The 21245-nt window shown below is 67.8% G+C and carries 20 protein-coding genes and 3 pseudogenes; 18 read left to right on the plus strand and 5 right to left on the minus strand.

The window, feature by feature from the left end:
* Nucleotides 1-5 precede the first annotated feature (5 nt).
* The 8 genes and pseudogenes from G4G28_RS27250 to G4G28_RS24125 all read left to right on the plus strand — a co-directional run bounded on the left by G4G28_RS27250 (nucleotide 6) and on the right by G4G28_RS24125 (nucleotide 8911).
* Nucleotides 6-743 carry an exosortase C-terminal domain/associated protein EpsI gene (locus G4G28_RS27250; protein WP_229508123.1) on the plus strand — a complete coding sequence of 246 codons (738 nt, stop codon included), beginning with the start codon at nucleotides 6-8 and terminating at the stop codon, nucleotides 741-743.
* Between the two features lie 2 nt (nucleotides 744-745).
* Nucleotides 746-1933 carry a TIGR03088 family PEP-CTERM/XrtA system glycosyltransferase gene (locus tag G4G28_RS24095; protein WP_183107898.1) on the plus strand — a complete coding sequence of 396 codons (1188 nt, stop codon included), beginning with the start codon at nucleotides 746-748 and terminating at the stop codon, nucleotides 1931-1933.
* Nucleotides 1918-3870: an XrtA/PEP-CTERM system amidotransferase gene (locus G4G28_RS24100; protein WP_182990262.1), complete on the plus strand. Its 1953-nt coding sequence runs from the start codon at nucleotides 1918-1920 to the stop codon at nucleotides 3868-3870. Before G4G28_RS24095 ends, G4G28_RS24100 begins: the two co-directional genes overlap by 16 nt.
* A gap of 28 nt (nucleotides 3871-3898) precedes the next feature.
* A pseudogene (locus G4G28_RS24105) lies at nucleotides 3899-5117 on the plus strand (TIGR04063 family PEP-CTERM/XrtA system glycosyltransferase).
* The gene (locus G4G28_RS24110; protein ID WP_183107899.1) at nucleotides 5114-6298 is read left to right on the plus strand and encodes a glycosyltransferase family 4 protein; all 1185 of its coding nucleotides are present in this window, start codon (nucleotides 5114-5116) and stop codon (nucleotides 6296-6298) included. The pseudogene G4G28_RS24105 and the gene G4G28_RS24110 overlap by 4 nt, the downstream one beginning before the upstream one ends.
* 17 nt (nucleotides 6299-6315) lie before the next feature.
* Nucleotides 6316-6474, plus strand: a complete 159-nt coding sequence (locus tag G4G28_RS24115; RefSeq protein WP_182990264.1) for a hypothetical protein — start codon at nucleotides 6316-6318, stop codon at nucleotides 6472-6474.
* Nucleotides 6467-7918, plus strand: coding sequence for a putative O-glycosylation ligase, exosortase A system-associated (locus G4G28_RS24120; protein WP_182990265.1), 1452 nt, complete (start codon nucleotides 6467-6469; stop codon nucleotides 7916-7918). The genes G4G28_RS24115 and G4G28_RS24120 overlap by 8 nt, the downstream gene beginning before the upstream one ends.
* A gap of 186 nt (nucleotides 7919-8104) precedes the next feature.
* Nucleotides 8105-8911: a polysaccharide deacetylase family protein gene (locus G4G28_RS24125; RefSeq protein WP_229507805.1), complete on the plus strand. Its 807-nt coding sequence runs from the start codon at nucleotides 8105-8107 to the stop codon at nucleotides 8909-8911.
* A gap of 36 nt (nucleotides 8912-8947) precedes the next feature.
* Here the strand turns inward: G4G28_RS24125 and G4G28_RS29550 are convergent, their stop codons facing one another.
* A complete protein-coding gene (locus G4G28_RS29550) occupies nucleotides 8948-9643 on the minus strand; it encodes a hypothetical protein (RefSeq protein ID WP_374039754.1) in 696 nt (231 codons plus the stop codon).
* On the opposite strand from G4G28_RS29550, the gene G4G28_RS27260 reads away from it, so the two are divergent.
* Together G4G28_RS27260 and G4G28_RS24135 are read left to right on the plus strand one after the other, a co-directional pair.
* Nucleotides 9615-10202, plus strand: a complete 588-nt coding sequence (locus tag G4G28_RS27260) for a hypothetical protein (RefSeq protein WP_229508132.1) — start codon at nucleotides 9615-9617, stop codon at nucleotides 10200-10202. The genes G4G28_RS29550 and G4G28_RS27260 overlap by 29 nt on opposite strands.
* Complete coding sequence (locus G4G28_RS24135) at nucleotides 10199-11716, plus strand: lipopolysaccharide biosynthesis protein (RefSeq protein ID WP_182990266.1); 1518 nt, start codon at nucleotides 10199-10201, stop codon at nucleotides 11714-11716. The genes G4G28_RS27260 and G4G28_RS24135 overlap by 4 nt, the downstream gene beginning before the upstream one ends.
* 206 nt (nucleotides 11717-11922) lie before the next feature.
* Here the strand turns inward: G4G28_RS24135 and G4G28_RS24140 are convergent, their stop codons facing one another.
* The 4 genes and pseudogenes from G4G28_RS24140 to G4G28_RS24155 all read right to left on the minus strand — a co-directional run bounded on the left by G4G28_RS24140 (nucleotide 11923) and on the right by G4G28_RS24155 (nucleotide 16894).
* A complete protein-coding gene (locus tag G4G28_RS24140) occupies nucleotides 11923-12900 on the minus strand; it encodes a polysaccharide deacetylase family protein (RefSeq protein ID WP_183107900.1) in 978 nt (325 codons plus the stop codon).
* Nucleotides 12901-12957: 57 nt separating this feature from the next.
* On the minus strand, nucleotides 12958-13788 hold the full coding sequence (locus G4G28_RS24145; RefSeq protein WP_210283273.1) for a hypothetical protein: 831 nt from the start codon (nucleotides 13786-13788) through the stop codon (nucleotides 12958-12960).
* Between the two features lie 295 nt (nucleotides 13789-14083).
* A pseudogene (locus G4G28_RS24150) lies at nucleotides 14084-15321 on the minus strand (pyridoxal-dependent decarboxylase, exosortase A system-associated).
* A 3-nt stretch (nucleotides 15322-15324) separates the two neighbouring features.
* A pseudogene (locus G4G28_RS24155) lies at nucleotides 15325-16894 on the minus strand (acyl-CoA ligase (AMP-forming), exosortase A system-associated).
* A gap of 165 nt (nucleotides 16895-17059) precedes the next feature.
* Between G4G28_RS24155 and G4G28_RS27700 the strand changes: the two are divergent.
* From G4G28_RS27700 to G4G28_RS27280, 8 genes are all read left to right on the plus strand, one after another.
* Nucleotides 17060-17476 carry a DegT/DnrJ/EryC1/StrS family aminotransferase gene (locus G4G28_RS27700; protein ID WP_267873647.1) on the plus strand — a complete coding sequence of 139 codons (417 nt, stop codon included), beginning with the start codon at nucleotides 17060-17062 and terminating at the stop codon, nucleotides 17474-17476.
* Nucleotides 17431-17823 (plus strand): DegT/DnrJ/EryC1/StrS family aminotransferase, encoded by a 393-nt coding sequence (locus G4G28_RS27705; RefSeq protein WP_267875263.1) that lies wholly within the window; start codon nucleotides 17431-17433, stop codon nucleotides 17821-17823. Before G4G28_RS27700 ends, G4G28_RS27705 begins: the two co-directional genes overlap by 46 nt.
* Nucleotides 17765-18247, plus strand: coding sequence for a hypothetical protein (locus tag G4G28_RS27270; RefSeq protein ID WP_229507806.1), 483 nt, complete (start codon nucleotides 17765-17767; stop codon nucleotides 18245-18247). Before G4G28_RS27705 ends, G4G28_RS27270 begins: the two co-directional genes overlap by 59 nt.
* Before the next feature lie 189 nt (nucleotides 18248-18436).
* Nucleotides 18437-19300: a GNAT family N-acetyltransferase gene (locus G4G28_RS24165; RefSeq protein WP_229507807.1), complete on the plus strand. Its 864-nt coding sequence runs from the start codon at nucleotides 18437-18439 to the stop codon at nucleotides 19298-19300.
* Entirely contained in the window at nucleotides 19297-19545 is a 249-nt protein-coding gene (locus G4G28_RS24170) for an acyl carrier protein (RefSeq protein ID WP_182990272.1), read from the plus strand. Before G4G28_RS24165 ends, G4G28_RS24170 begins: the two co-directional genes overlap by 4 nt.
* A gap of 614 nt (nucleotides 19546-20159) precedes the next feature.
* A complete protein-coding gene (locus G4G28_RS27275) occupies nucleotides 20160-20393 on the plus strand; it encodes a hypothetical protein (protein ID WP_229507808.1) in 234 nt (77 codons plus the stop codon).
* Complete coding sequence (locus G4G28_RS24180) at nucleotides 20386-20952, plus strand: hydrolase 1, exosortase A system-associated (protein WP_229507809.1); 567 nt, start codon at nucleotides 20386-20388, stop codon at nucleotides 20950-20952. Before G4G28_RS27275 ends, G4G28_RS24180 begins: the two co-directional genes overlap by 8 nt.
* Complete coding sequence (locus G4G28_RS27280; RefSeq protein ID WP_229507810.1) at nucleotides 20949-21245, plus strand: hypothetical protein; 297 nt, start codon at nucleotides 20949-20951, stop codon at nucleotides 21243-21245. Before G4G28_RS24180 ends, G4G28_RS27280 begins: the two co-directional genes overlap by 4 nt.

Raw genomic sequence — 21245 nt, forward strand, 5'->3', positions numbered from 1 at the left:
TCATCATGTTCTGGATCGGCAGCTACTGGCGCGAAGACGAGGCCGACACGGCACCGGTCGCCGCCGATGCCGCTGCCGCCGGCGCGCCGAGCGTGCGCCCTGCCCCGACCCGTACGGTGGCCACCGCGGCGATTGCATCGGTGCTGGTGTGCGCCGTGTGGCCGCTGCTGGCCGCGCTGAGCGACAAGGCCGCCCACAACCCGGCGCCGGTAGTGCTGGACGGATCGAACCTGGCGTCGCGCCCTGCCGGCGAGCCGACCTGGAGCCCGGAATACATGGCGGCCGACGCGACCCTGAAGGGCGCCTACACGGCGGCCGGCGCCCCTGTGGACCTGAACGTCCTGTACTACCGCAACCAGGGTCCCGAGAAGCGCCTGATCAGCTCCGTGAACCGGGTCGACCTGCGCAAGCAGGGCTTCCGCCACGTGGCTTCCGAAGGCCGCGTCGAGGAGTTCAACGGCCGGCAGCTGGCGCTGCGCGAAACGCGCGTCAAGGGCCCGCAGGGTAACTACCTGGTCTGGCACTGGCACTGGGTCGATGGCCGCTTCACCGCCAACGACTACCTGGGCAAGCTGTGGCAGGCGAAAGCCAAGCTCATGATGCATGGCGACGATGGCGCCCTCCTCATGATCGCCACCCCGGTCGGCGAGCAGCCGGAAGCGGCACGTGCCGCCCTGCGCGCCTTCCTGCAATCGAACCTGGCGCCGCTGCAGTCGACGCTCGAGGCAACGCGGGAACGGTAATCATGGCTGTAACGAAGAACCGGCCAGCGCAGACGCCGCTGGTCGTGCACCTGATCTACCGGCTCGACTTCGGCGGGCTGGAAACCCTGCTGGTCGACTGCATCAACCACATGCCACCCGAGCGCTACCGGCACGCCGTCGTCTGCCTGACCGGCTACACGGCGTTTGCCGAGAAGATCACGCGTCCCGGCGTCGAACTGTATTCGCTCGACAAGCAACCGGGCCTGGGCCTCGGCATCCACGTCAAACTGTTCAAGCTGCTGCGCCAGCTGCGCCCGGCCGTCCTGCACACCTATAACTTCGCCTGCGCGGAGTATGCGGTGCCGGCCCTGGCTGCCGGCGTGCCGGTGCGCATTCACGCCGAGCATGGCCGCGACGCCAGCGATCCGCAGGGCCTGAACCGCAAGCACAACTTCCTGCGCCGCGCCCTGGTGCCCTTCATCGACCGCTACGTGCCGGTGTCGCACGACCTGGCGCGCTGGCTGACGAACGTCGTCGGTATTCCGGCCGCGAAGTCCGAGCTGATCATGAACGGCGTCGACACGGTGCGCTTCGCGCCGCAGCTGGCCGCGGCCGGCACGCCGTGGCCGGCAGACACTTTCGTCATCGGCACCGTCGGCCGCCTGCAGGACGTGAAGGACCAGGCCACGCTGATCGAGGCCTTTGCCCTGCTGTGCGCGGCACGCCCGGAGGGGCGCTCCAGGCTGCGCCTGGCGGTCGTCGGCGACGGCCCGCTGCGCGAGAAGCTCGCGCAGAAGGCGGCTGACGCCGGCGTGGCGGACCTGGTCTGGTTCCCCGGCGCGCGCAACGACATTCCCGAACTGATGCGCGCTTTCGATGTCTTCGCCCTGTCCTCGATCGCCGAGGGCACGCCGGTGACGCTGCTCGAAGCGATGGCCTGCGGCCTGCCCGTCGTGGCCACAAGCGTCGGCGGCATCCCGGAAGTAGTGCAGGAGGGCGTGAACGGTGCGCTGGTCCCGGCCAGCAACCCGCAGGCGCTGGCCGCCGCGCTGGGCCGCTATGTCGACGAGCGCGCACTCGTGGCCGCGCACGGCGCCGCGGCCCGCCTGAACATCGAACGCCATTACAGCGTTGCCGCGATGGTCGGCGCCTACACGGCGCTGTACGACCGCCTGTGCAACACCAAGACAACCCTCAAAGAGATGACCCAACCATGTGCGGAATCGTAGGCATTTTTGACCCACGGGGCACGCGTGTATTCGACCGCGGCGCACTCGAACGGATGAACCAGACCCAGTTCCATCGCGGCCCTGTCGAAGGCGACGTGTACCTGGAACCGGGCGTGGGCTTCGGCCACCGCCGCCTGTCGATCATCGACCTCGCGGCCGGCCAGCAGCCGCTGTTCAACGAAGACCACACGATCGTCACCGTGTTCAACGGCGAGATCTACAATTTCCGCGAACTGACCGCCGAACTCACAAGCCTCGGCCACACCTTCCGCACCCATTCGGACACCGAGACCATCGTCCACGCATGGGAACAGTGGGGAGAAGACTGCGTCCAGCACCTGCGCGGCATGTTCGCCTTCGCCATCTGGGACCGCAACCAGAAGATCTTCTTCGTCGCGCGCGACCACATCGGCATCAAGCCGCTGCACTACGCCTTCCTGCCGGACGGCACCTTCGTGTTCGGCTCGGAACTCAAATCCCTGCTGTCCTTCCCCGAACTGCCGCGCGTGATCGAACCGCGCGCCGTCGAGGAATACTTCGCCTACGGCTACGTGCCCGAGCCGCGTACCATCTTCAAGGATGCCTTCAAGCTGGCGCCCGGCTACTCGCTGACGCTCAAAGTGGGTGCGAACGCGGCCAATGCGAAACCGCGCCGCTGGTGGGACGTGCCGTTCAAGCCGCATGGCGCGATGACGGAAAAACAGATGGAAGAAGAGCTGGTGGTGCGCCTGCGCGAAGCGGTCGAGAGCCAGATGGAAGCCGAAGTGCCGCTGGGCGCCTTCCTCTCGGGCGGCGTTGACTCCAGCGCCATCGTCGCCATGATGGCCGGCCTGTCGAAGGAGCCGGTGAATACCTGCTCGATCGCCTTCAACGATGCCGCGTTCGACGAGTCGCAGTGGGCGCGCCAGGTGGCCGAACAGTACAAGACGAATCACCAGTGCGAAACCGTCGACAAGGACGATTACGGCCTGGTCGACCTGCTGGCCGGCCTGTACGACGAGCCCTATGCCGACAGCTCGGCCATCCCGACCTACCGCGTCTGCGAGCTGGCTCGCAAACGCGTTACCGTTGCCCTGTCCGGCGATGGCGGCGACGAGAATTTTGCCGGCTACCGCCGCCACCGCATGGCGATGGGCGAGCAGCAGGTGCGTTCGATGCTGCCGCTGGCGCTGCGCAAGCCCGTGTTCGGCTTCCTGGGTAAAGCCTATCCGAAGGCCGACTGGGCGCCGCGCATCTTCCGCGCCAAGACGACTTTCGAGGCGCTGGCGCGCGACCTGACCGAGGGTTACTTCCACGGCGTGTCGATCCTGGTCGACCGCGTGCGCGACCAGCTGTTCTCGGATGGCTTCCGCAGCCAGCTGCAGGGTTACCGCGCGGTCGAGGTGATGCGCGGCCACGCCGCCAAGGCGCCGACCGAGGATCCGCTGTCGATCATCCAGTACATCGACATGAAGACTTACCTGCCGGGCGACATTCTTACCAAGGTCGACCGCGCCAGCATGGCGCACGCGCTGGAAGTGCGCGTGCCGCTGCTGGACCACAAGTTCGTCGAGTGGGTCTCGGGCCTGCCGTCGAATTCGAAACTGCGCAACGGCGAGGGCAAGCACATCTTCAAGAAGGCGCTGCAGCCCTACCTGTCCGACGACATCCTGTACCGCAAAAAAATGGGCTTCTCGATTCCGCTGGCGTCCTGGCTGCGCGGCCCGCTGCGCGAATCGATGAAGGCGGCGGTGCTGAACCCGATGTTGCTGGACACCGGCATCTTCAACCGCAACTACCTGCAGCGGATGGTCGACGAACACCTGGCCGGCACCAAGGACCACAGCACTGCGCTGTGGGCCGTGCTGATGTTCGAAGCTTTCCTGCGCAAGAACGGCGCCGACAGCGCCGGCGCCGCCGTCCAGATGGACAGCCCGCTGATCGCCACCGCCGCATAACGACATACTGAAGTTTGGAGCAAGACCCATGCGTGTCCTTCACGTCCTCGACCATTCGATCCCGCTGCACAGCGGCTATACCTTCCGCACCGCTTCGATCCTGCGCGAACAGCGCGCGCTCGGCTGGGAGACCTTCCACGTCACCGGGTCCAAGCACCAGGGCGGCAACAACCTGCTCGAGGAGACCGCCGACGGCCTGCACTTCTACCGCACCCCGAAGTCGCAGGGCGCAATGGCGAAGCTGCCGATCCTGAACCAGCTGGAAGTCATCCAGGGCCTGGAAAAGCGCCTTGTTGAGATCATCCCGACGATCAAACCCGACGTGCTGCACGCCCACTCGCCCTGCCTGAACGCGATCGCCGCCCTGCGCGCCGGCCGCAGGTTCGGCATTCCCGTGGTCTATGAAGTGCGCGCCTTCTGGGAAGACGCCGCCGTCGACCATGGCACCAGCACCGAGAACGGCCTGCGCTACAAACTCACGCGCGGCCTGGAAACCTATGCCTTGAGGCGCGCCGACGCGGTCACCACGATCTGCGAAGGCCTGCGCGGCGACATCGTTGCGCGCGGCATCCCGGCCTCGAAAGTCACGGTGATCCCGAACGCGGTCGACATCGACAAGTTCGCCGTCGGCGGCGTTGCCGACATGGACCTGAAACGTAAACTCGGCTTCGAGCACAACCGCCTGATCGGCTTCATCGGCTCGTTCTACGCCTACGAGGGCCTGGACATCCTGCTGCGCGCGGTGCCGGCGCTGGCCGCGCGCCACCCGGACCTGCGCGTGCTGCTGGTCGGTGGCGGCCCGCAGGATGGCCGCCTGCGCCAGATGGCGCAGGAATTGAACATCGCCGACAAAGTCGTGTTCACCGGCCGCGTGCCGCACGACCACCAGTGCAGAAATACTACGACCTGCTCGACGTGCTGGTGTACCCGCGCCTGTCGATGCGCCTGACCGACCTGGTCACCCCTTGAAACCGCTGGAAGCGATGGCGCAGGGCCGCATCCTGGCCGCGTCCAGCGTGGGCGGGCACCGCGAGCTGATCGTCGACGGCAAGACCGGCGTGCTGTTCGCCCCGGACGATCCGGCAGCGCTGGCTGAGAAGGTCGGCGACCTGCTGGAAGCACAAGCCAAGTGGCCGGCGCTGCGCGTGGCGGGCCGTGAATACGTCGAGACCGAGCGCAACTGGCCGGTCAGCGTGGCACGCTACAAGAACATCTATGGCCGCTTGACGGGACTGCAGGCCGCATGAAGATCCTGACTTTCAGTACCCTGTTCCCGAACGCCGAAAAACCGGGACACGGCATTTTCGTGGAAACGCGGCTGCGCCACCTGGTCGCCAGCGGCCAGGTCGAGGCGCGCGTGGTCGCGCCGATTCCGTGGTTCCCGTCGACCAATCCGCGCTTCGGCAACTATGCGCGCTTCGCCAAGGCGCCGCGCCACGAAACCCGCCACGGCATATCGGTGGCGCACCCGCGCTTTCCGGTGATCCCGAAAGTCGGCATGAGCATCTCGCCATTGCTGCTGGCGCAGGCCGTGAAACCGGCGATCGGGCGCATGATCGACGAGGGCTACGACTTCGACCTGATCGACGCCCATTATTTTTATCCCGACGGCGTCGCCGCCGCCATGCTGGCGCGTGCCTTCAACAAGCCTCTGGTGATCACCGCGCGCGGCTCCGACATCACGCTGTTCCCGCAGTACGCGCTGCCGCGCCGCCAGATCCTGTGGGCCGCGCAGCGCGCCGACGGCATCATCACGGTGTGTAACGCGCTGCGCGACGAGATCGTCGCGATGGGCATCGACGCCGACCGCGTGGTGTCGCTGCGTAACGGCGTCGACCTGCAGCTGTTCCACGAGCCGGCCGCACGCCGTCCGGATGCCATGTTCACGCTGCTGGCGGTCGGCCACCTGGTGCCGGTCAAGGCGCAGGACCTGATCATCGGCGCGCTGCCATTGCTGCCGGGCGTGCGCCTGGTGCTGGCGGGCGACGGCCCCGACCGCGCCAAGCTGGAAAACCTCGCGCGCGAACTGAAGGTGACGGACCGGGTGACTTTCCCGGGCGCGGTGCCGCAAGCGCAGCTGCCGGCCCATTATGGCGCCGCCGACGCGCTGGTGCTGTCCTCGAGCCGCGAGGGCTGGGCGAATGTCCTGCTCGAGTCGATGGCCTGTGGCACCCCGGTCGTGGCCAGTCGCGTGTACGGCACCCCGGAAGTGGTGGCGGCACCGGAAGCGGGCGTCCTGATGCGCGAACGCAGCTACCGGGGCGTGGCCGACGCGGTCAACGCCCTGCGCGCGAACTACCCCGACCGTGGCGCGACGCGCCGCTACGCCGAACGATTCAGCTGGGACGACACGACCGAAGGCCAGCTGCGCCTGTTCGACGAAGTCCTCGCGCGCCGTGCCGGCGAGCTGGCGCTGGCGCAAACCTGACTTGGATGGACTGAACGATGGAATCTATTCTGTGGGCGCTGGACCTGTGCGTCGTGGTGTATTTCTGCCTGTGGGCTTTGAAGACCGACAAGCGCCTGACAAAAGAGGCGGAGCAGGCGCAGAAAGAGGCTGCCCAGACGGCGGCCGCGGCACCGGAGGAGGGCAAGCATGCGTGACCTGTTCCTGCTGGCGATCCTGCCGATCATGCTGTACGCGATGGTGCAGCGCCCCTTCATCGCCGTCGGCATGTGGGTCTGGACCGCGCTGTTCTTCCCCAACGGCTGGGTCTACGGCATGGCCTCGCACATCCGCTACAACCTGCTGTTTACCGCGGTGGCGATCCTCGGCTACCTCGCCTGGAAACACAAGCCGAGGGTCCAGCTGGGCATGATCGGCAGCTTCGTGCTGCTGTTTTTCCTGTGGACGGTGGGCAGTACCTTCACCTCGCTGTCGCCTCAGGAAGTCTCCATCGAATACCTGATCCGCTTCTTCAAGGTGGTGATGCTGTTCGTGTTCGTCGCGCTCACCATCAAGGACAAGCTGCACGTCGACTTCGTGCTGTGGTGTATCGTCCTCTCGGTGGGCTTCTATGCCGACCTCGAGGCCCTGAAATTCCTGGCCAGCGGCGGCCACCACAACATCGCCGGCATGCCCGGCCACGTGCTGGGCGACCGCAACGAGCTCTCGCTGGCCTTCGTGATGACGCTGCCGGTGTGCTACTACCTGCTGGGCGAATACGGCAAGCAGTCCCGCCTGCTGCGCCTCGGCCTGCTCGGCACGATGGCCTTGCTGGTGATCGGCGTGATCGGCACCATGTCGCGCGGCGGCTTCGTGGCGATGGCCGCACTGGGCGCCTACATGTACATCAAGAGCGACCGCAAGGTGCTGCTCACGGTGCTGATCGTCGTCCTCGTGATCGCCGTCATGCCTTTCATCACGGCCGACTACACGAACCGCATCGACACGATTCAAGCGGCCGACGAGGATGCCTCCTTCATGGGCCGCGTCGTGGCCTGGAAGCTGTCGTTCATCATGGCGACCAAGCACCCGTTCTTCGGCGGCGGTTTCAAGTCGCTGGAATACTTCCCGGTCTGGAGCAGCCTGTCGCGCGAGTTCTTCTCCTTCCCCTGGTTCTATACCGGCAGCGCGCTGCCCAACACCACGGTCGGCCGCGCCGCGCACAGTGTGTATTTCCAGGTGCTGGGCGAACAGGGCTTCGTCGGCCTGGGCCTGTATCTGGGCGGCCTGGCGAGCGCCTTCTTCACGGCCGGCAACGTCGCGCGCCAGGCCAAGCGCGCCGGCGCGCCCCACTGGCTGCGTACCCTGGCGACCATGCTGCAATTGAGCGTCTTCTCCTTTGCCCTCGGCGGCGCCGCGCTCAGCTTCGCCTACGTCGACCTGATCTTCTGCATGTTCGGGCTGGTGCTGGTGGTGCAGAAGCGCCTGTTGCCGGCGACGCTGCGCGAGATGGCTGCCGGCCGGACCGGCGCCGCCGCGCCGGCGATGCCGCCCGCACCTGGCGCCAGCCTGCCCGCCCGGCCGCTGCCGGGTGCGCCTCTGCTTGCGAAGACCACGTTTTCCGCACCTTTTGCCACCGGCGAGCGGCCGCGCCGGGGCTGATACACGAATAACAAACGCGGATTCTTCACCCTTGATGAACGACCACCTGATCCGATCCACCGGCAATGCCATCGCCCGCCTCACGCGCGGCAATGGCCGCGTCGCGATCGTCAATTACCACCGGGTGCTGGCCGCGCCCAGCCCCTACCTGGCGTCCGAGCCCAGCATCGACGTCTTCACCGGCAGATGGAATTGCTGGCGCGCTGCTTCAATGTCCTGCCGCTGCGCGATGCGCTGGCGGCGATCGACGCCGGCACCGTACCGCCGCGCGCGGTCTGCATCACCTTCGACGACGGCTACCGTTCGGTGCACGACCTGGCGCTGCCGGTGCTGCGCCGCCTGAAGCTGCCGGCCACGGTGTTCGTCAGCAGCGGCTACGTCAACGGCCACACGATGTGGAACGACAGCATCGTCGAAGCCGTCGAGACCCTGCCGGAGCAGGAGCTCGACCTGGCCGAATTCGGCCTTGGCGTGTACTCGCTGCGCAGCATGCCCGAGCGCGCGGCCACGCTGGGCCGCCTGACCGAGGCCTCGAAATACCTGCCGCCGCAGGAACGCAGCCGCCTCGTCGGGCGTTTGCAGACCCTGGTGGGCGAGCGCGCTGCCGAGGGACTGATGCTGACCCCGGAAATGGTCGTCAATCTCGACCGCCACGGCATCGAGATCGGCGCCCACACGGTGACCCATCCGATCCTGACCAGCCTCGACGAAGCGGCCGCGCAGCAGGAAATCAGCGACAGCAAGCGCGAGCTCGAAGCGATCGTCGGCAAGGAGGTAGCGCTGTTCGCCTACCCGAACGGCAAGGTCGGCAAGGACTTCGACGCGCGCCATGTGGCGATGGTGCGCGCGGCCGGTTTCCAGGCCGCTTTCACCACGGCAGTCGGCGCCATCACGCGCCGCCACGACCGCTACCAGCTGCCGCGCAGCCGGCCTTGGGACGACACCCCGTTCCGCTTCGCACTGCGCCTCCTGCAATGGCTGGCGCGCGGCTAGCCGATGAAACAACACGTACCCATGAACAAACGCGCATTACTCATTGCTTTCCATTTCCCGCCGCAGGCGGGCAGCAGCGGCATCCAGCGGACGCTGAGCTTTTCGAAACTCCTCGGCCGCCATGGCTGGGAACCGATGGTGCTGTCGGCCCACCCGCGCGCTTATGATGTGCAGAACCCCACGCAGCTGGCCGCGATCTCGCCCGACCTGGTCGTGCGCCGCCCGTTCGCGCTCGATACCAAACGCCACCTTGGCTTCAAGGGGCGCTACCTGCAGGCGATGGCGATGCCCGACCGTTTCGTCTCGTGGTGGTTTGGCGCCATGCCGACCGGGCTGTCGATGATCCGCCGCTACAAGCCGCAGGTGATCTGGTCGACCTTCCCGGTCGCCACCGCGCACCTGATCGCGCTCGGCCTGCACCGCCTGACCGGGCTGCCCTGGATCGCCGACTTCCGCGACCCGATGCTGCAGCCCTCGCACCCGACCTCGAAGCACCAGCGCGCCATCTATGGCTGGATCGAGCGCCAGACCATCATGCGCTGCCGCTTCGCCGTGTTCACCACGCAAAGCGCCCTGCGTTCCTACCGCGAGCGTTTTCCCGACATCGAGCCGGGCAAATTCCTCGTGATCGAGAACGGCTATGACGAGGAGGAGTTCGGACGGCTGCTGGAAGCGGCAGCGGCCACTCCGGCGGTGGCCGCCAGTGGCCCCGCGGCCGCGCCGCGCCCGCATCACCCTGCTGCACAGCGGCGTCCTGTACGATGCCGGCCGCAACCCGGAATCCTTCCTGGCGGCGCTGGCCGCACTGAAGAGCGCGGGGAAGGTCGACGCCGCCGGCTTGCGGGTGATACTGCGCGCACCGGGCAGTGTCGGTGGAACCCAGGCCAAGGTCGACCGCCACGGCGTCGGCGACATCGTCGAGGTGCTGCCGCCGGTGCCCTACCGCGACGCACTCAACGAAATGCTGGCGGCCGATGGCCTGCTGCTGTTCCAGGGCACGCCCTTCAACAGCCAGATTCCGGCCAAGATCTACGAATACTTCCGCACCCGCAAACCGATCCTCGGCCTGGTCGATCCGGCCGGCGAAACCGCGGGGGTGCTGCGCGATGCCGGCTTCACCCTCAGCGCGCAGGTGACCGACGCCGCTGAAATAGCTGCGGCGCTGGAGCGCTTCCTGCCTGGCCTGCGCGACGGCAGCGCCTACATCGCCAGCGACACCGTGATCGCGCAGGCGTCGCGTACCCACAAGGCGGCGCAGCTGGCGCAACTGTTCGACAAGGCCGTGTCATGAGCTTGAAACCCGTTTCCGAGATCGACGCGAAGATCGCCAAGGGCGCGGTCTGGATGGTCGCCTTCAAATTCCTCGACCGCGGCATTGGCCTGATCAGCACCCTGATCCTGGCGCGCATGCTGGTGCCGGCCGACTTCGGCCTGGTGGCGATGTCGATGATCCTGATCGCGGCCATGCAGCTGCTGGTGTCGTTCAGCTTCGATGTGCAGCTGGTGCAGAACCCGAAGGCCGGCCCCGAGCACTTCAACACGGCCTGGACCTTCAACGTCATCTTCGCCACCGTCTGCGGCATCGCGCTGGCGGGGCTCGCCATCCCGGCGGCGCAGTACTACAACGAAGCACGCCTGGAAAACATCCTGTACGTGCTGGCGCTGAGCTTTGCGATCCAGGGCTTTTCGAACATCGGCACCGTCAAGTTCCAGCGCGAGATGCGCTTCGACAAGGAGTTCCGCTTCCTGCTCAGCAAACGCCTGGCGACGCTGGTGGTGACGATTCCGCTGGCCTTCATCATGCGCAATTACTGGGCGCTGGTGCTGGGCCAGCTGGCAGGCACCGTGCTGTCGGTGGTCCAGTCGTATGTGGTGTCGACCTACCGCCCGCGCCTGTCGTTCGCCGCGCGCGCCGAGATGTTCCATGCGTCGAAGTGGCTGGTGGTGAACAATGTGATCCAGTTCGTCAACAACCGCGCGGCCCAGTTCATCATCGCCCACCACACCACGCCGGCCGCACTCGGCACGCACTCGATCGCGACCGAGATCGCGACCTTGCCGACTACCGAACTGGTGGCACCGATCAACCGCGCCGCCTTCCCCGGCTACGCCAAGGCGGCGCACGATCTCGACCTGCTGCGCGACAGCTTCCTGAAGGTGATCTCGTCGATCGCCCTGTTCTCGATTCCCGCGGGGGTCGGCATCTTCGCCGTGGCCGATCTGCTGGTGCCGGCGGCGCTGGGCTGGCAGTGGCTGACGGCGATCCCGCTGATCCAGATCCTGGCGATCCACGGCGTGATCAAGGCGGTGCAGACCAACATCACCTATGTCTACCTGGCCCTGAACCGTCCGCGCCTGATCACCATCGTGTGGGCGGTGCAGGCCGTATTCATGGTGGCGGTGCTGATTCCGGCGGTGGCGAATTATGGCGTGATCGGCGCCTCCTGGTCCTATCTGGCGACTGGCATCGTGATGATCCCGGTGAACCAGGGCATGGTGGCGCGCTGCCTGAACCTGGGCTGGAGCACCTTCTGCCGGCAGCTGGTGCGGCCGTTCATCGCTTCGCTGGTGATGGCGGCCGTGGTGCTGCTGGTGAAGAGCCAGCTGGTGCTGCACCACGGCGCCACCTTCGAGTACGTGCTGGCGCTGCTGCTGTGCGGTGCAATCGGCGCGCTGACCTACGCGGCCACCCTGTACCTGCTGTGGCGCCTGGCGAAGATGCCGCACGGGCTGGAGCGCTACGGTTTCGGCCGCGTCGAAACGGTGCTGGGCAAGGCGGGGATCCGGGTCAAGCTGGTGGGGTAAGGCCTTCGCCACTACCTGAGCTGGGGTCAGGTCTGACATTCGGACACGGCCTCGGCCATACGACTGTCGCCAACATCTTGACGGCTCAGTTCGTGTCCATTTGTCAGACCTGACCCCAGGTGTGCTGGTTAGCATGTCTCCGGTTCACGCCTGATAAAAAAAACGCGCCTCGGCGCGTTTTTTTCGGTCGCGGTCGTCGGGCGCCGTCAATGCGTCGCGCGGCCCGTCAACCTGCGCAGCAGTTCCAGCACCCCGCTCATCTCCGCCTCGAATTCGATCATCGACACGTCGCCGCCGTCGAGAAAGCGCGGCAGCAGGTAGCGCGTGTCGGGCTTGTCCAGGCGGACCAGGCCAGGCAGGCAGGTAGTGGCGGTGGCCACGCCGGCCGCGCGCATCACTTGCGGCGCCTGGGCGTCGAAGGCGCCGCTGGGGTAGCAGTAATGGGTGGGACGCGGCAGGCCGGCGGCCTCGATCTTCTCGCGGCACTTCTCGATGTTGGCGCGGTTGCGTTCCGGTTCTCCCGGTACGTATTCGTGCAGGTGGCCGTGCAGTTCGATCGCGCAGCCGCCGGCGGCGGCGGCCCGCAATTCGTCGGCCGTCATATAGCTGAAGCGGCGCGAAGCCAGATCCAGGGCGGAAGCCGGCACGCCGAGCGCCGCGGCGAAGCGCTCCAGGCTCGGTGCCACCTCCTGCGCTGCCTGCGCCAGCAGCCAGCTTTCGGCCAGCGCGCACAGGCGGTGGCGCTGTTCGCGCTCGGCCAGGCGCCACTGGCCATCCATGCCGGCGCCGAAGCCGGCCAGCGTGGCCTCGACCGGACCGGCCTTCCACAGGATGTAGCGCACGCTCACCGGGATGATGGGCGCGCCCGCCTCATACGCTTCCGTATGCAGGTAGAGTACCGGGCGGTAGCCGTATTCGGCCATCGCCGGCAGCAGGTCGTGCCAGGACGAGTACCAGCCGTCGTCGAGCGTGATCGCGACCGGGATGCCGTTCTTTGGCGCGGCACCGGGCGTGACGACTTCGTCGAGCGTGGCCGGGACAAAACCGGTGCGGCGCAGCCAGTCGAGGCGTTCGGTCAGCTGCTCGCGGGTGCAGAACAGCTTCGGGTTGTAGCGGCGCTCGTCGCCCAGGTTGCCCCCGTGGTAACACAGGATGCGCGGCTGCCTCCGGGTGGCGGCGCGCACCGGGCGAAGATGCCGGCGAATTTCGCGGCACGCAGTACGGCTTGTTTGATCGTCATATCAGTCTTGATGGTCCTTGCCGTGGCGGCGCGCCCAGGCGATCTGCGCGGCGCGCGGCCAGACCAGCGCCCAGGACGCTGGACGGTATTGGCCGGCTGCGTGCAGCGCGCGCCGCTTTTCCGAGGTGGCGGTGGCATTCCTGGCCGCCTGCTCGTCGTGCGAGACGAATAGTGCGCGCGCCCCGCCCTCTTCGGGCACGGTGCGCAGGTAGGCCAGGTGCGGACTGATGATCTCGACCACGGGATCGTAGAACCAGCTGCCGGCGATCATGCCCAGGGCTTCGGGGTGCAGTTCGTAGAGGTCGGCGCAGCAGCGGTAGCACTCGTTGCGGCCCTCTTCGTTGAATTCGTCCTGATACAGGCGGTTCACGTGGATCTCGAAATACGGCTTGAAGCCGCCGGCACGGGCGAACAGCAAGGCGCGTCCGGGCAGTCCCAGCCAGCCGCCCTTCCACAGCATCGAGCGCCCCATGCCGGAGCGCGGGTCGATCACGCTCGAGGCGCCGGCATACAGGCGCAGCGTGGCCAGCCCGAACTCCTTCAGAAAGACGTCGCCGTCGAGCCGGCAGAACGGGAGAAAAGCTTCGTCATGGCTGGCGATGCGGCCCAGCTGGCGCAGCTGGTGCGCGCGTACCCGTGGCGGCAACTGCGCCAAGCGCGGGCCGGTCAGGGTGTCGCGTACGGCCAGCAGCATGGCGGCCAGCAGCAGGCGCGCGGCGGCCTGCTCGCCATGCTCGGCCAGCACCGCCCCGTACAGGGCGCGCGCCCGCGGCCGGAATCGCCTTGAAGCCGCCCGTGGCCGGTGGGTCGGCGAAGGGCGTGAGAAAAGCACGCACGCGCTGAGGCGCGTCAGGCAGGTGCACGGCGCACAGCGCGAGCGCGCGTTGCAGCTGGTCCGACAGGCGGGAGGCGAAAGAAGGATGTTGTTGCGCTAGCATGGTGTTTACATTGGGTGGCCGCAGCCGGTTGCGTTCCGGAGGGCGCAGGCGGGGCGCAAAATGCATCATCGCGCCGGCAACCGCCACGGGTGCAGTGTGTTCCTTTGTTTATTTTCCTGCAACATTTAATTTAACGCAAATTTCGCCGGCTCCCTCGCACGATTGGCGAGGATGCGCACACGCGCCTGCTCAGACGAGTACTTCGGGCGCGTCCGGGTGACTGAGAAAACCCTGCGGGCTGGCCGAACGGCCATAGGCACCGGATTGGAACACGACCACCAGGTCGCCCACCTGCGCCGGCGGCAAGTCCATGCGCTCGGCCAGCAGGTCGAGCGGGGTGCACAGGGGTCCCACCACCGACACCGTTTCCCGGTCGACGGGCGCGCGCATGCGGTTGCCGATCGCGACCGGGTAATTCTTGCGGATCACCTGGCCGAAGTTGCCGGAAGCGGCCAGGTGGTGGTGCAGGCCGCCGTCGGTGACGACGAGAAGACCTGGCCGCGCGAGACCTTGCGGTCGACCACGCGCGCGACATACACGCCGGCTTCGCCGACCAGGTAGCGACCGAGTTCGATCGACACCTGCGCCTGCGGCAGCGCGGCATGCACGCGCGGCAGCGCTTGCGCGAGCGCGTCGCCGATCGGCGCCAGGTCGAGCGCGCTCTCGCCCGGAAAATAGGGAATGCCGAAGCCGCCGCCGATGTTCAGGATGCGCACCGGATCGCGCGCCTCCCCCGCCAGGCGTTCGGCCAGCAGGAAGGTCTGGGCTTGCGCCTCGACGATGGCTTCGGCCTTTAAACTTTGCGAACCGCTGAAGATGTGGAAACCCAGCACGGTCAGTCCCAGGCTGGCGGCCAGCGCCAGCATGCGCGGGACTTCTTCGGCATCGATGCCGAACTGCTTGGCGCCGCCCCCCATGCGCATGCCCGACCCCTTCAGTTCAAAGTCGGGATTGATGCGCAGGACCAGCAGCGGCGCGATGCCCAGTTGCTCGCCGATGGCGGCCAGCGCGCGGATCTCGCGTTCCGATTCGGCGTGCACGACGGCGCCGGCGGCGACCGCGCGCGTGAGCTCCGCATCCGACTTGCCGGGGCCGGCAAAGCTGATGCGCACGGGGTCGATACCGGTGTCGAGCGCCACTTTCAGTTCGCCGCTTGATGCGACATCGATGCCGTCGACCAGGCCGGCCATGTGCTGCACCAGCGCCGGCATCGGATTGGCCTTCATCGAAAAATGCAGTTCGACGGCCGGCGGCAGGTGCGCGCGCACGTGGGCCACGCGCTCGCTCAGCAGGCGGCGATCATAGGCATAGAAGGGCGTGCTGCCGACGCGCTGCGCCAGCCGGGTCAAGGGCATGCCGCCCACCTGCAGGCAGTCGTCGACGACCGGGAACAGGGTCTGGGCGGCGTGGACCGGTTTGGCGTTCATGGCTTACTTTCCAACTTGTTCGAACAGGGTGATAAAGGGCTGGCGCAGCAGCTTGCGGTCGATCTTGCCGTTCGGGTTGCGCGGCAGGACGCCATCCTCTACGGCAATGTGGGCCGGCACCATCCAGGCCGGCAAGCGGCGCTGGCATTCCTTCAGCAGGGCCGGCGTGCCCAGGCCCGCTTCCTTCGGCACGGCCAGCAGCACGATGGCCTGGCCCAGCTGCGGATGCGGCACGCCAAAGGCCACCGCTTCGCTCACCAGCCCGGTCGCATGCACGACCTCTTCGACTTCGAGCGGGCTGACGCGATAGCCGGAAACCTTGATCATGTCGTCGTTGCGGCCGATGAAATACAGGTAGCCCTCTTCGTCCATGCGCACCGTGTCGCCGGACCAGACGGCCATCTCGGTCAGCGGCAGCGCCGGATCCTGGCCGGGGCTGGCTTGAAGCGCTCGGCCGTCTTGGCCGGGTCGTTCCAGTAGCCGAGGGCGACCAGCGCGCCGCGGTGCACGAGTTCTCCCGGTTCGTTCGGCGCGCAGGGCGTGCCGTCGGGACGCACGACCATCACTTGCGCGTTCGGGATGGCGCGGCCCATCGAATCCGGACGGCGGTCCAGTTCGGACGGCGGCAGGTAAGTGGAGCGGAAGGCCTCCGTTAAACCATACATCAGGAACAGCTCGGCGCGCGGCAACACAGCGCGCAGGGCGGCTACCGTACTGGTGGGCATCGCACCGCCGGAATTGGTCAGATAGCGCAGCGAGCAGTCGGCCGGCCAGGGCAGGCTTGCCAGCTGCAGCCACAGGGGCGGTACCGCGGCCAGGCCGGTGATGCGCTCGTCGGCCACCGCTTTGACGATGTCCTTCGCGAACAGGTGGTTGATCAGCACCGCGGTGGCGCCCGCCAGGAAGGCGCAGGTGAGCTGGCTCAGGCCGTAATCGAAACTGAGCGGCAGCACCGCCAGGATGCGCTCCCGCGCCGTGATGCCGAGGTAACTGGACACGCTGTTCGCGCCCGCCACCATGTTCCGGTGCGACAGCACCACGCCTTTCGGCTTGCCGGTGCTGCCCGAGGTGTACAAGATCGCGGCCATGTCGGCGTCGATCGGGCGCCGCGCGCGCAGCTCGCCATCCATCAGCGTGCGCTGGGCCGCTTCCCGGGCGCGCGCCCCGTTGATGTCCGCGCCGCCGGTGACGAATACGCTGCGCAGGTCCGGGCAGGCGTCCAGGGCGGCGCCCAGCTGCGCCAGGCGCTCCGGGGAAGTGAGCAGCACGCGCACATTGCAGTCGGCCAGGATATGGGCGACCTGCTCGGGTTTCAGCTGCGGATTGACGGGCACGAACACGGCGCCGGCGGCGGCCGCGCCGAACATGGCGGCGACATTCTCGACGCGCTTTTCCGGAACACGGCAACGCGCTCGCGCGGCTGCACACCGGCGTCGACCAGGGCCCCGGCGGCCTGCATCACCGCGCCGGCGAGCGCCGCATAGTCGAGGCGCTGGGCGCCATGCACCAGCGCCTCGGCGGCTGGCGTGCGGCGTGCGGAATCGAAGAGGAAGTCGTGGATCAGGTCAGCCATAGTCAAGTCGTTCACGGTAGCGGCGGAGCGTAGCCAGAATCGGCGCCACGCAGCCCGCAATCTTAACAGCTTGCAGCATCCTGGCGCGCTGCAGCACGGTCACGAACATTTGGTTTTCGACATGTCTCGTGGCAAATTATTCAACGCCGGGTTTATACTGGTTCCATGCTTGCGAATCCGCTTCCCGTACGGCCCGTCATTCCCCTGGCACCCATCCTCTCCGCGTCCTCGTTCCGGCGCGCTGGCGGTGCGCGGGCAGCGACCGTGCTCGATGCGGGAGAATACCGCCTGGTGACGAGCGGGCGGGTGGCGATCGGCCTGGCCCTGCGCGAAATCGGCGTCAAGGAAGGCGAGACCGTGCTGGTGCCCGCCTACCACAGCCCCTCGATGATCCCGCCCGTGCTCTGGCGCGGCGCCCAGCCCGTGTTCTACCGGGTGGGCGCGGACGGCGCAGCCGACCTGGCCGACCTGGCGGCGAAGATCACGGCGAATACGCGCGCGCTGATGGTCACCCATTACTTCGGGTTCCCCCGGAGATGGCGCCGATCCGCGCGCTCTGCGACGCGCGCGGCATCGCCCTGATCGAGGACTGCGCCCACTGCTTCATCGGCGAAGCGGGCGGCCGTCCGGTCGGCGCCTGGGGCGATTATGCGATTGCCAGCAGCATGAAATTCCTGCCGATCTATGAGGGCGGCGCCACGGTATCGGCGCACCATCGCCTCGACGGCGTCGCGCTGCGCTCGGCCGGTGCCGGCTTTGAAGCGAAAGTCGCGCTCACCTCGCTCGAAAAGGTTTTGCGTATGGCCGCCTGCCGGCCGTGCGCGCGACCTGTGGCTGCCGCTGCGCGCCAAAGGCGCTCTCTGGAGCCTCGTGAAACGCCGCCGCGGGACGGCAGCTGCGCCCGCGCTGGCGCCCGACTCGTCGGATAGCAGCTTCAATTTCGACCCGCGCTGGCTCGACAAGCGCTCCTCGCTGTTTGCGCGCGCCATGCTGCGGCTGGCGTCCCCCACGCGCATCCGCGCACTGCGCCGCCGCCATTACGCACAGCTCGACGACGCGGTGCGCGGCCTGCCTGGCGTGCGGCCCCTGCACCCGCGCCTGCCCGAGGGTGCCTGCCCTTGGGTGTTCCCGCTGCTGGTTGACGACCCGGAAGCCCTGTTCGCGCGCCTGAAGGCGCTGGGCGTGCCGCTGACCCGCTTTGGCCAGCCGCAGTGGGCCGGCGTGGACGCCACTACCTGCGCCAACAGCGCGATGCTGGCGCGCCCGGTGCTGGCGCTGCCCTGCCACCAGGAGCTGCGCCCCGGTGAAATCGACTGGCTGGCGGCGCGCCTGCGCGAGGCGGTCCTCGCATGAGCTGGACCCTGTACCCGGCGCGCGACTTCCCACGCCATATCGAGACCTGGACGGGTCTGCACGCCACCCTCGGCCCGCGCCACGCGACGGTGCTGCTGTCGGCGCCATTCGTCGCGCCCTTGGTCGCCCAGTTCGGGCGCGAAGGCGACCTGCTGGCCTGCTGGCGCCAGGGGCGGCACGGTTCGGGCGATGGCGATCGTGCGCCCTGGCCGGCGCGGCGCCTGGGCCACCTTCCAGCCGGCGCAGGCGCCCATCGGCCTGTGGCTGCAACAGGAGGGGCTCGATACCGAACGGCTGGCGCGCGCCCTGCTTGGCGCCCTGCCCGGCTTTCCGCTGATCCTGGCGCTGACGCAAATGGACCCGTATCTCGCGCCGCGGCCCGCCGATGGCCCCTGCACCCGCACGCTCGACTACATCGACACCGCGCGCGTGACTGTACGGGGCAGCTTCGACGATTACTGGAATGCGCGTGGCAAGAACCTGCGCGGCAACCTGAAGAAGCAGCGCGCACGGCTGGAACGCGAAGGCGTCGCCACCCGCATGGAGGTCGAGCGCCAGCCGGGCGCCATGGCGCAGATGGTAGCGGACTACGCGCGCCTGGAAAGCGCCGGCTGGAAAGGCGCCGAAGGCACGGCGGTGCGGGCCGACAATGCGCAGGGGCGCTACTATCACGCCATGCTGGAAAACCTGGCCGCCCAGGGCAAGGCCGGCGTCTACCGCTATTATTTCGACGAGCAGCTGGTGGCCATGGATTTGTGCGTCGAGGATGGCGAAAGCATCGTCGTGCTCAAGACGGCCTACGACGAGAGCGTGCCCTCGAACCTGTCGCCGACCCTGCTCATGCGCGAGGAAGCGACGCGCGCCCTGTTTAACGAAGGGCGCCTCGAGCGCATCGAGTTCTACGGCCGCGTGATGGAATGGCATACGCGCTGGACGGAGGAGGTACGTACTATGTACCATGTCAATTATTACCGCTGGCCGGGGCTGGGCCGTCTGCACACCCTGCTCGATGCGCGCAACCGCCCGGCCCAACAACCGACGACGAGCCTATGAAGTACCTTGAAGAAGTCAAGAATATCCTGATCGACGTGCTGAACCTGGGCGAATCAAGCCAGGCGCTCGACGCCGATTCGCCGCTGCTGGGCAGCCTGCCCGAACTCGATTCGATGGCCGTGGTCACCCTGATCGGCGCACTGGAAGAGCATTTCGGCATCGCCGTCGACGACGACGACATCAGCGCCAGCACCTTCGCCACCCTCGGCAGCCTGGCCGCGTTCGTTGCCGAGCGCGCCGACTAGGTGAACCAGCCCGTGAACGAGCCCGCCCGCGCGCCTGCCGACGCTTTTTTCCTCGACACGCAGGGCGGCCGGCGCTTCTGCCTGTACCACGCGCCCATCGGCGAATGCCGCGGCGCGCTGGTGTACGTGCATCCGTTCGCCGAGGAGATGAACCGGTCGCGGCGCATGGCGGCATTGCAGGCGCGCGCCCTGGCCGCACGCGGCATCGGCGTCCTGCAGCTCGACCTGCACGGCTGCGGCGACAGCGTTGGTGACTTCGGCGACGCCACCGGGATGGCTGGCTGCGCGACATCGCATTCGCGCGCGCCTGGATCGAAGAAAGCTGGGCCGCACGGCTGGCCTGTGGGGACTGCGCCTGGGCGCTCTGCTGGCGGTTTGCCACGCCCAGCGCGCGGCCGTTCCGCCGGAACGTTTGCTGCTGTGGCAACCGGTGACGAACGGCTCGGGCTACCTGAACCAGTTCCTGCGCCTGCGCCTGGCGGGCGAACTGCTGCAGGGCGGCAGCGACAGCGGCGGCACCGAAGCCCTGCGCGAAGCGCTGGCCGCCGGCGAGTCGATCGAGATCGCCGGCTACCTGCTCCATCCCGACCTGGCACGCGGCATCGACGCGGCCGATGCGCGCGCTCGGCCCACGCTGCCCCATCCAGTGGTTCGAAGTCGTGGCAAGCGAAGGCCGTGCGCTGCCGCCGGCGGTGCAGCGCGTGGCCGACACCTGGCGCCTGCAAGGCAGCCGGGTCGAGGTCGGCCAGGTGGCGGGGCCGCAGTTCTGGGCCGCGCCGGAAACCGTCGACTGCCCCGCCCTGCTGGCAGCGACCAGCCTCTGTTTCGAAAGCCGTGCCGATGCCTGACGAACGTGCCCTCGTTTTCCCCTGCCGCGGCGCCTGGTTGTACGGCGTCCTGAGCCTGCCCGCGCAGCCGGCGGCCGCGCCCGCGCGCGGCGTGCTGGTCGTCGTCGGCGGCCCGCAGTACCGCGCCGGCAGCCATCGCCAGTTCACCCTGCTCGCGCGCGACCTGGCCGATGCCGGCATTCCGGCGCTGCGCTTCGACTACCGCGGCATGGGCGACAGCGAGGGCGACTTGCAAACCTTCGAGCACGTCGAAGACGACCTGCGCGCGGCGATCGACCGCTTCTTCCTCGAAGTGCCCGGGATGCGCGAAGTGGTGCTGTGGGGCCTGTGCGATGGCGCCTCGGCGGCGGCCATGTACGCACCACAGGATGCGCGCGTGTCGGGCCTCGTGCTGCTGAACCCACGGGTACGCACCGAGGCGGGCGCCGCGCGCGCCACCATCAAGCATTACTACCGGGCGCGCCTGTTCGACGCGCGGCTGTGGAAAAGATCGCCAGCGGCGGCTTCGATGCGAAAGCCTCGCTGCGCGGGCTGTGGCAGGACGCGCGCAAGGCCTTGACGGCAAAGCCTGCCACCGATGCTGCGGCCCACGGGGCCGACGCACCGCTGCCGGCGCGCATGGAAGCGGCACTGACCCGCTTCGGCGGACGGGTACTCGTCGTGCTGAGCGGCGCCGACCTGACAGCGCAGGAATTCGCCGACCTCTCGAACCGTTTCGGGTCCTGGCAGCGCCTGATGGCGGCGCCGCGCATCACGCGCCAGAAGATCGACAAGGCCGACCACACCTTCTCGCGCCGGCCCTGGCAGGACCAGGTGTCTGGCTGGACGCGCGACTGGCTGCGCTCCTGGTAA

This window comes from Massilia sp. Dwa41.01b (assembly GCF_014171775.1).
Taxonomy (GTDB): Bacteria; Pseudomonadota; Gammaproteobacteria; order Burkholderiales; family Burkholderiaceae_D; genus Telluria.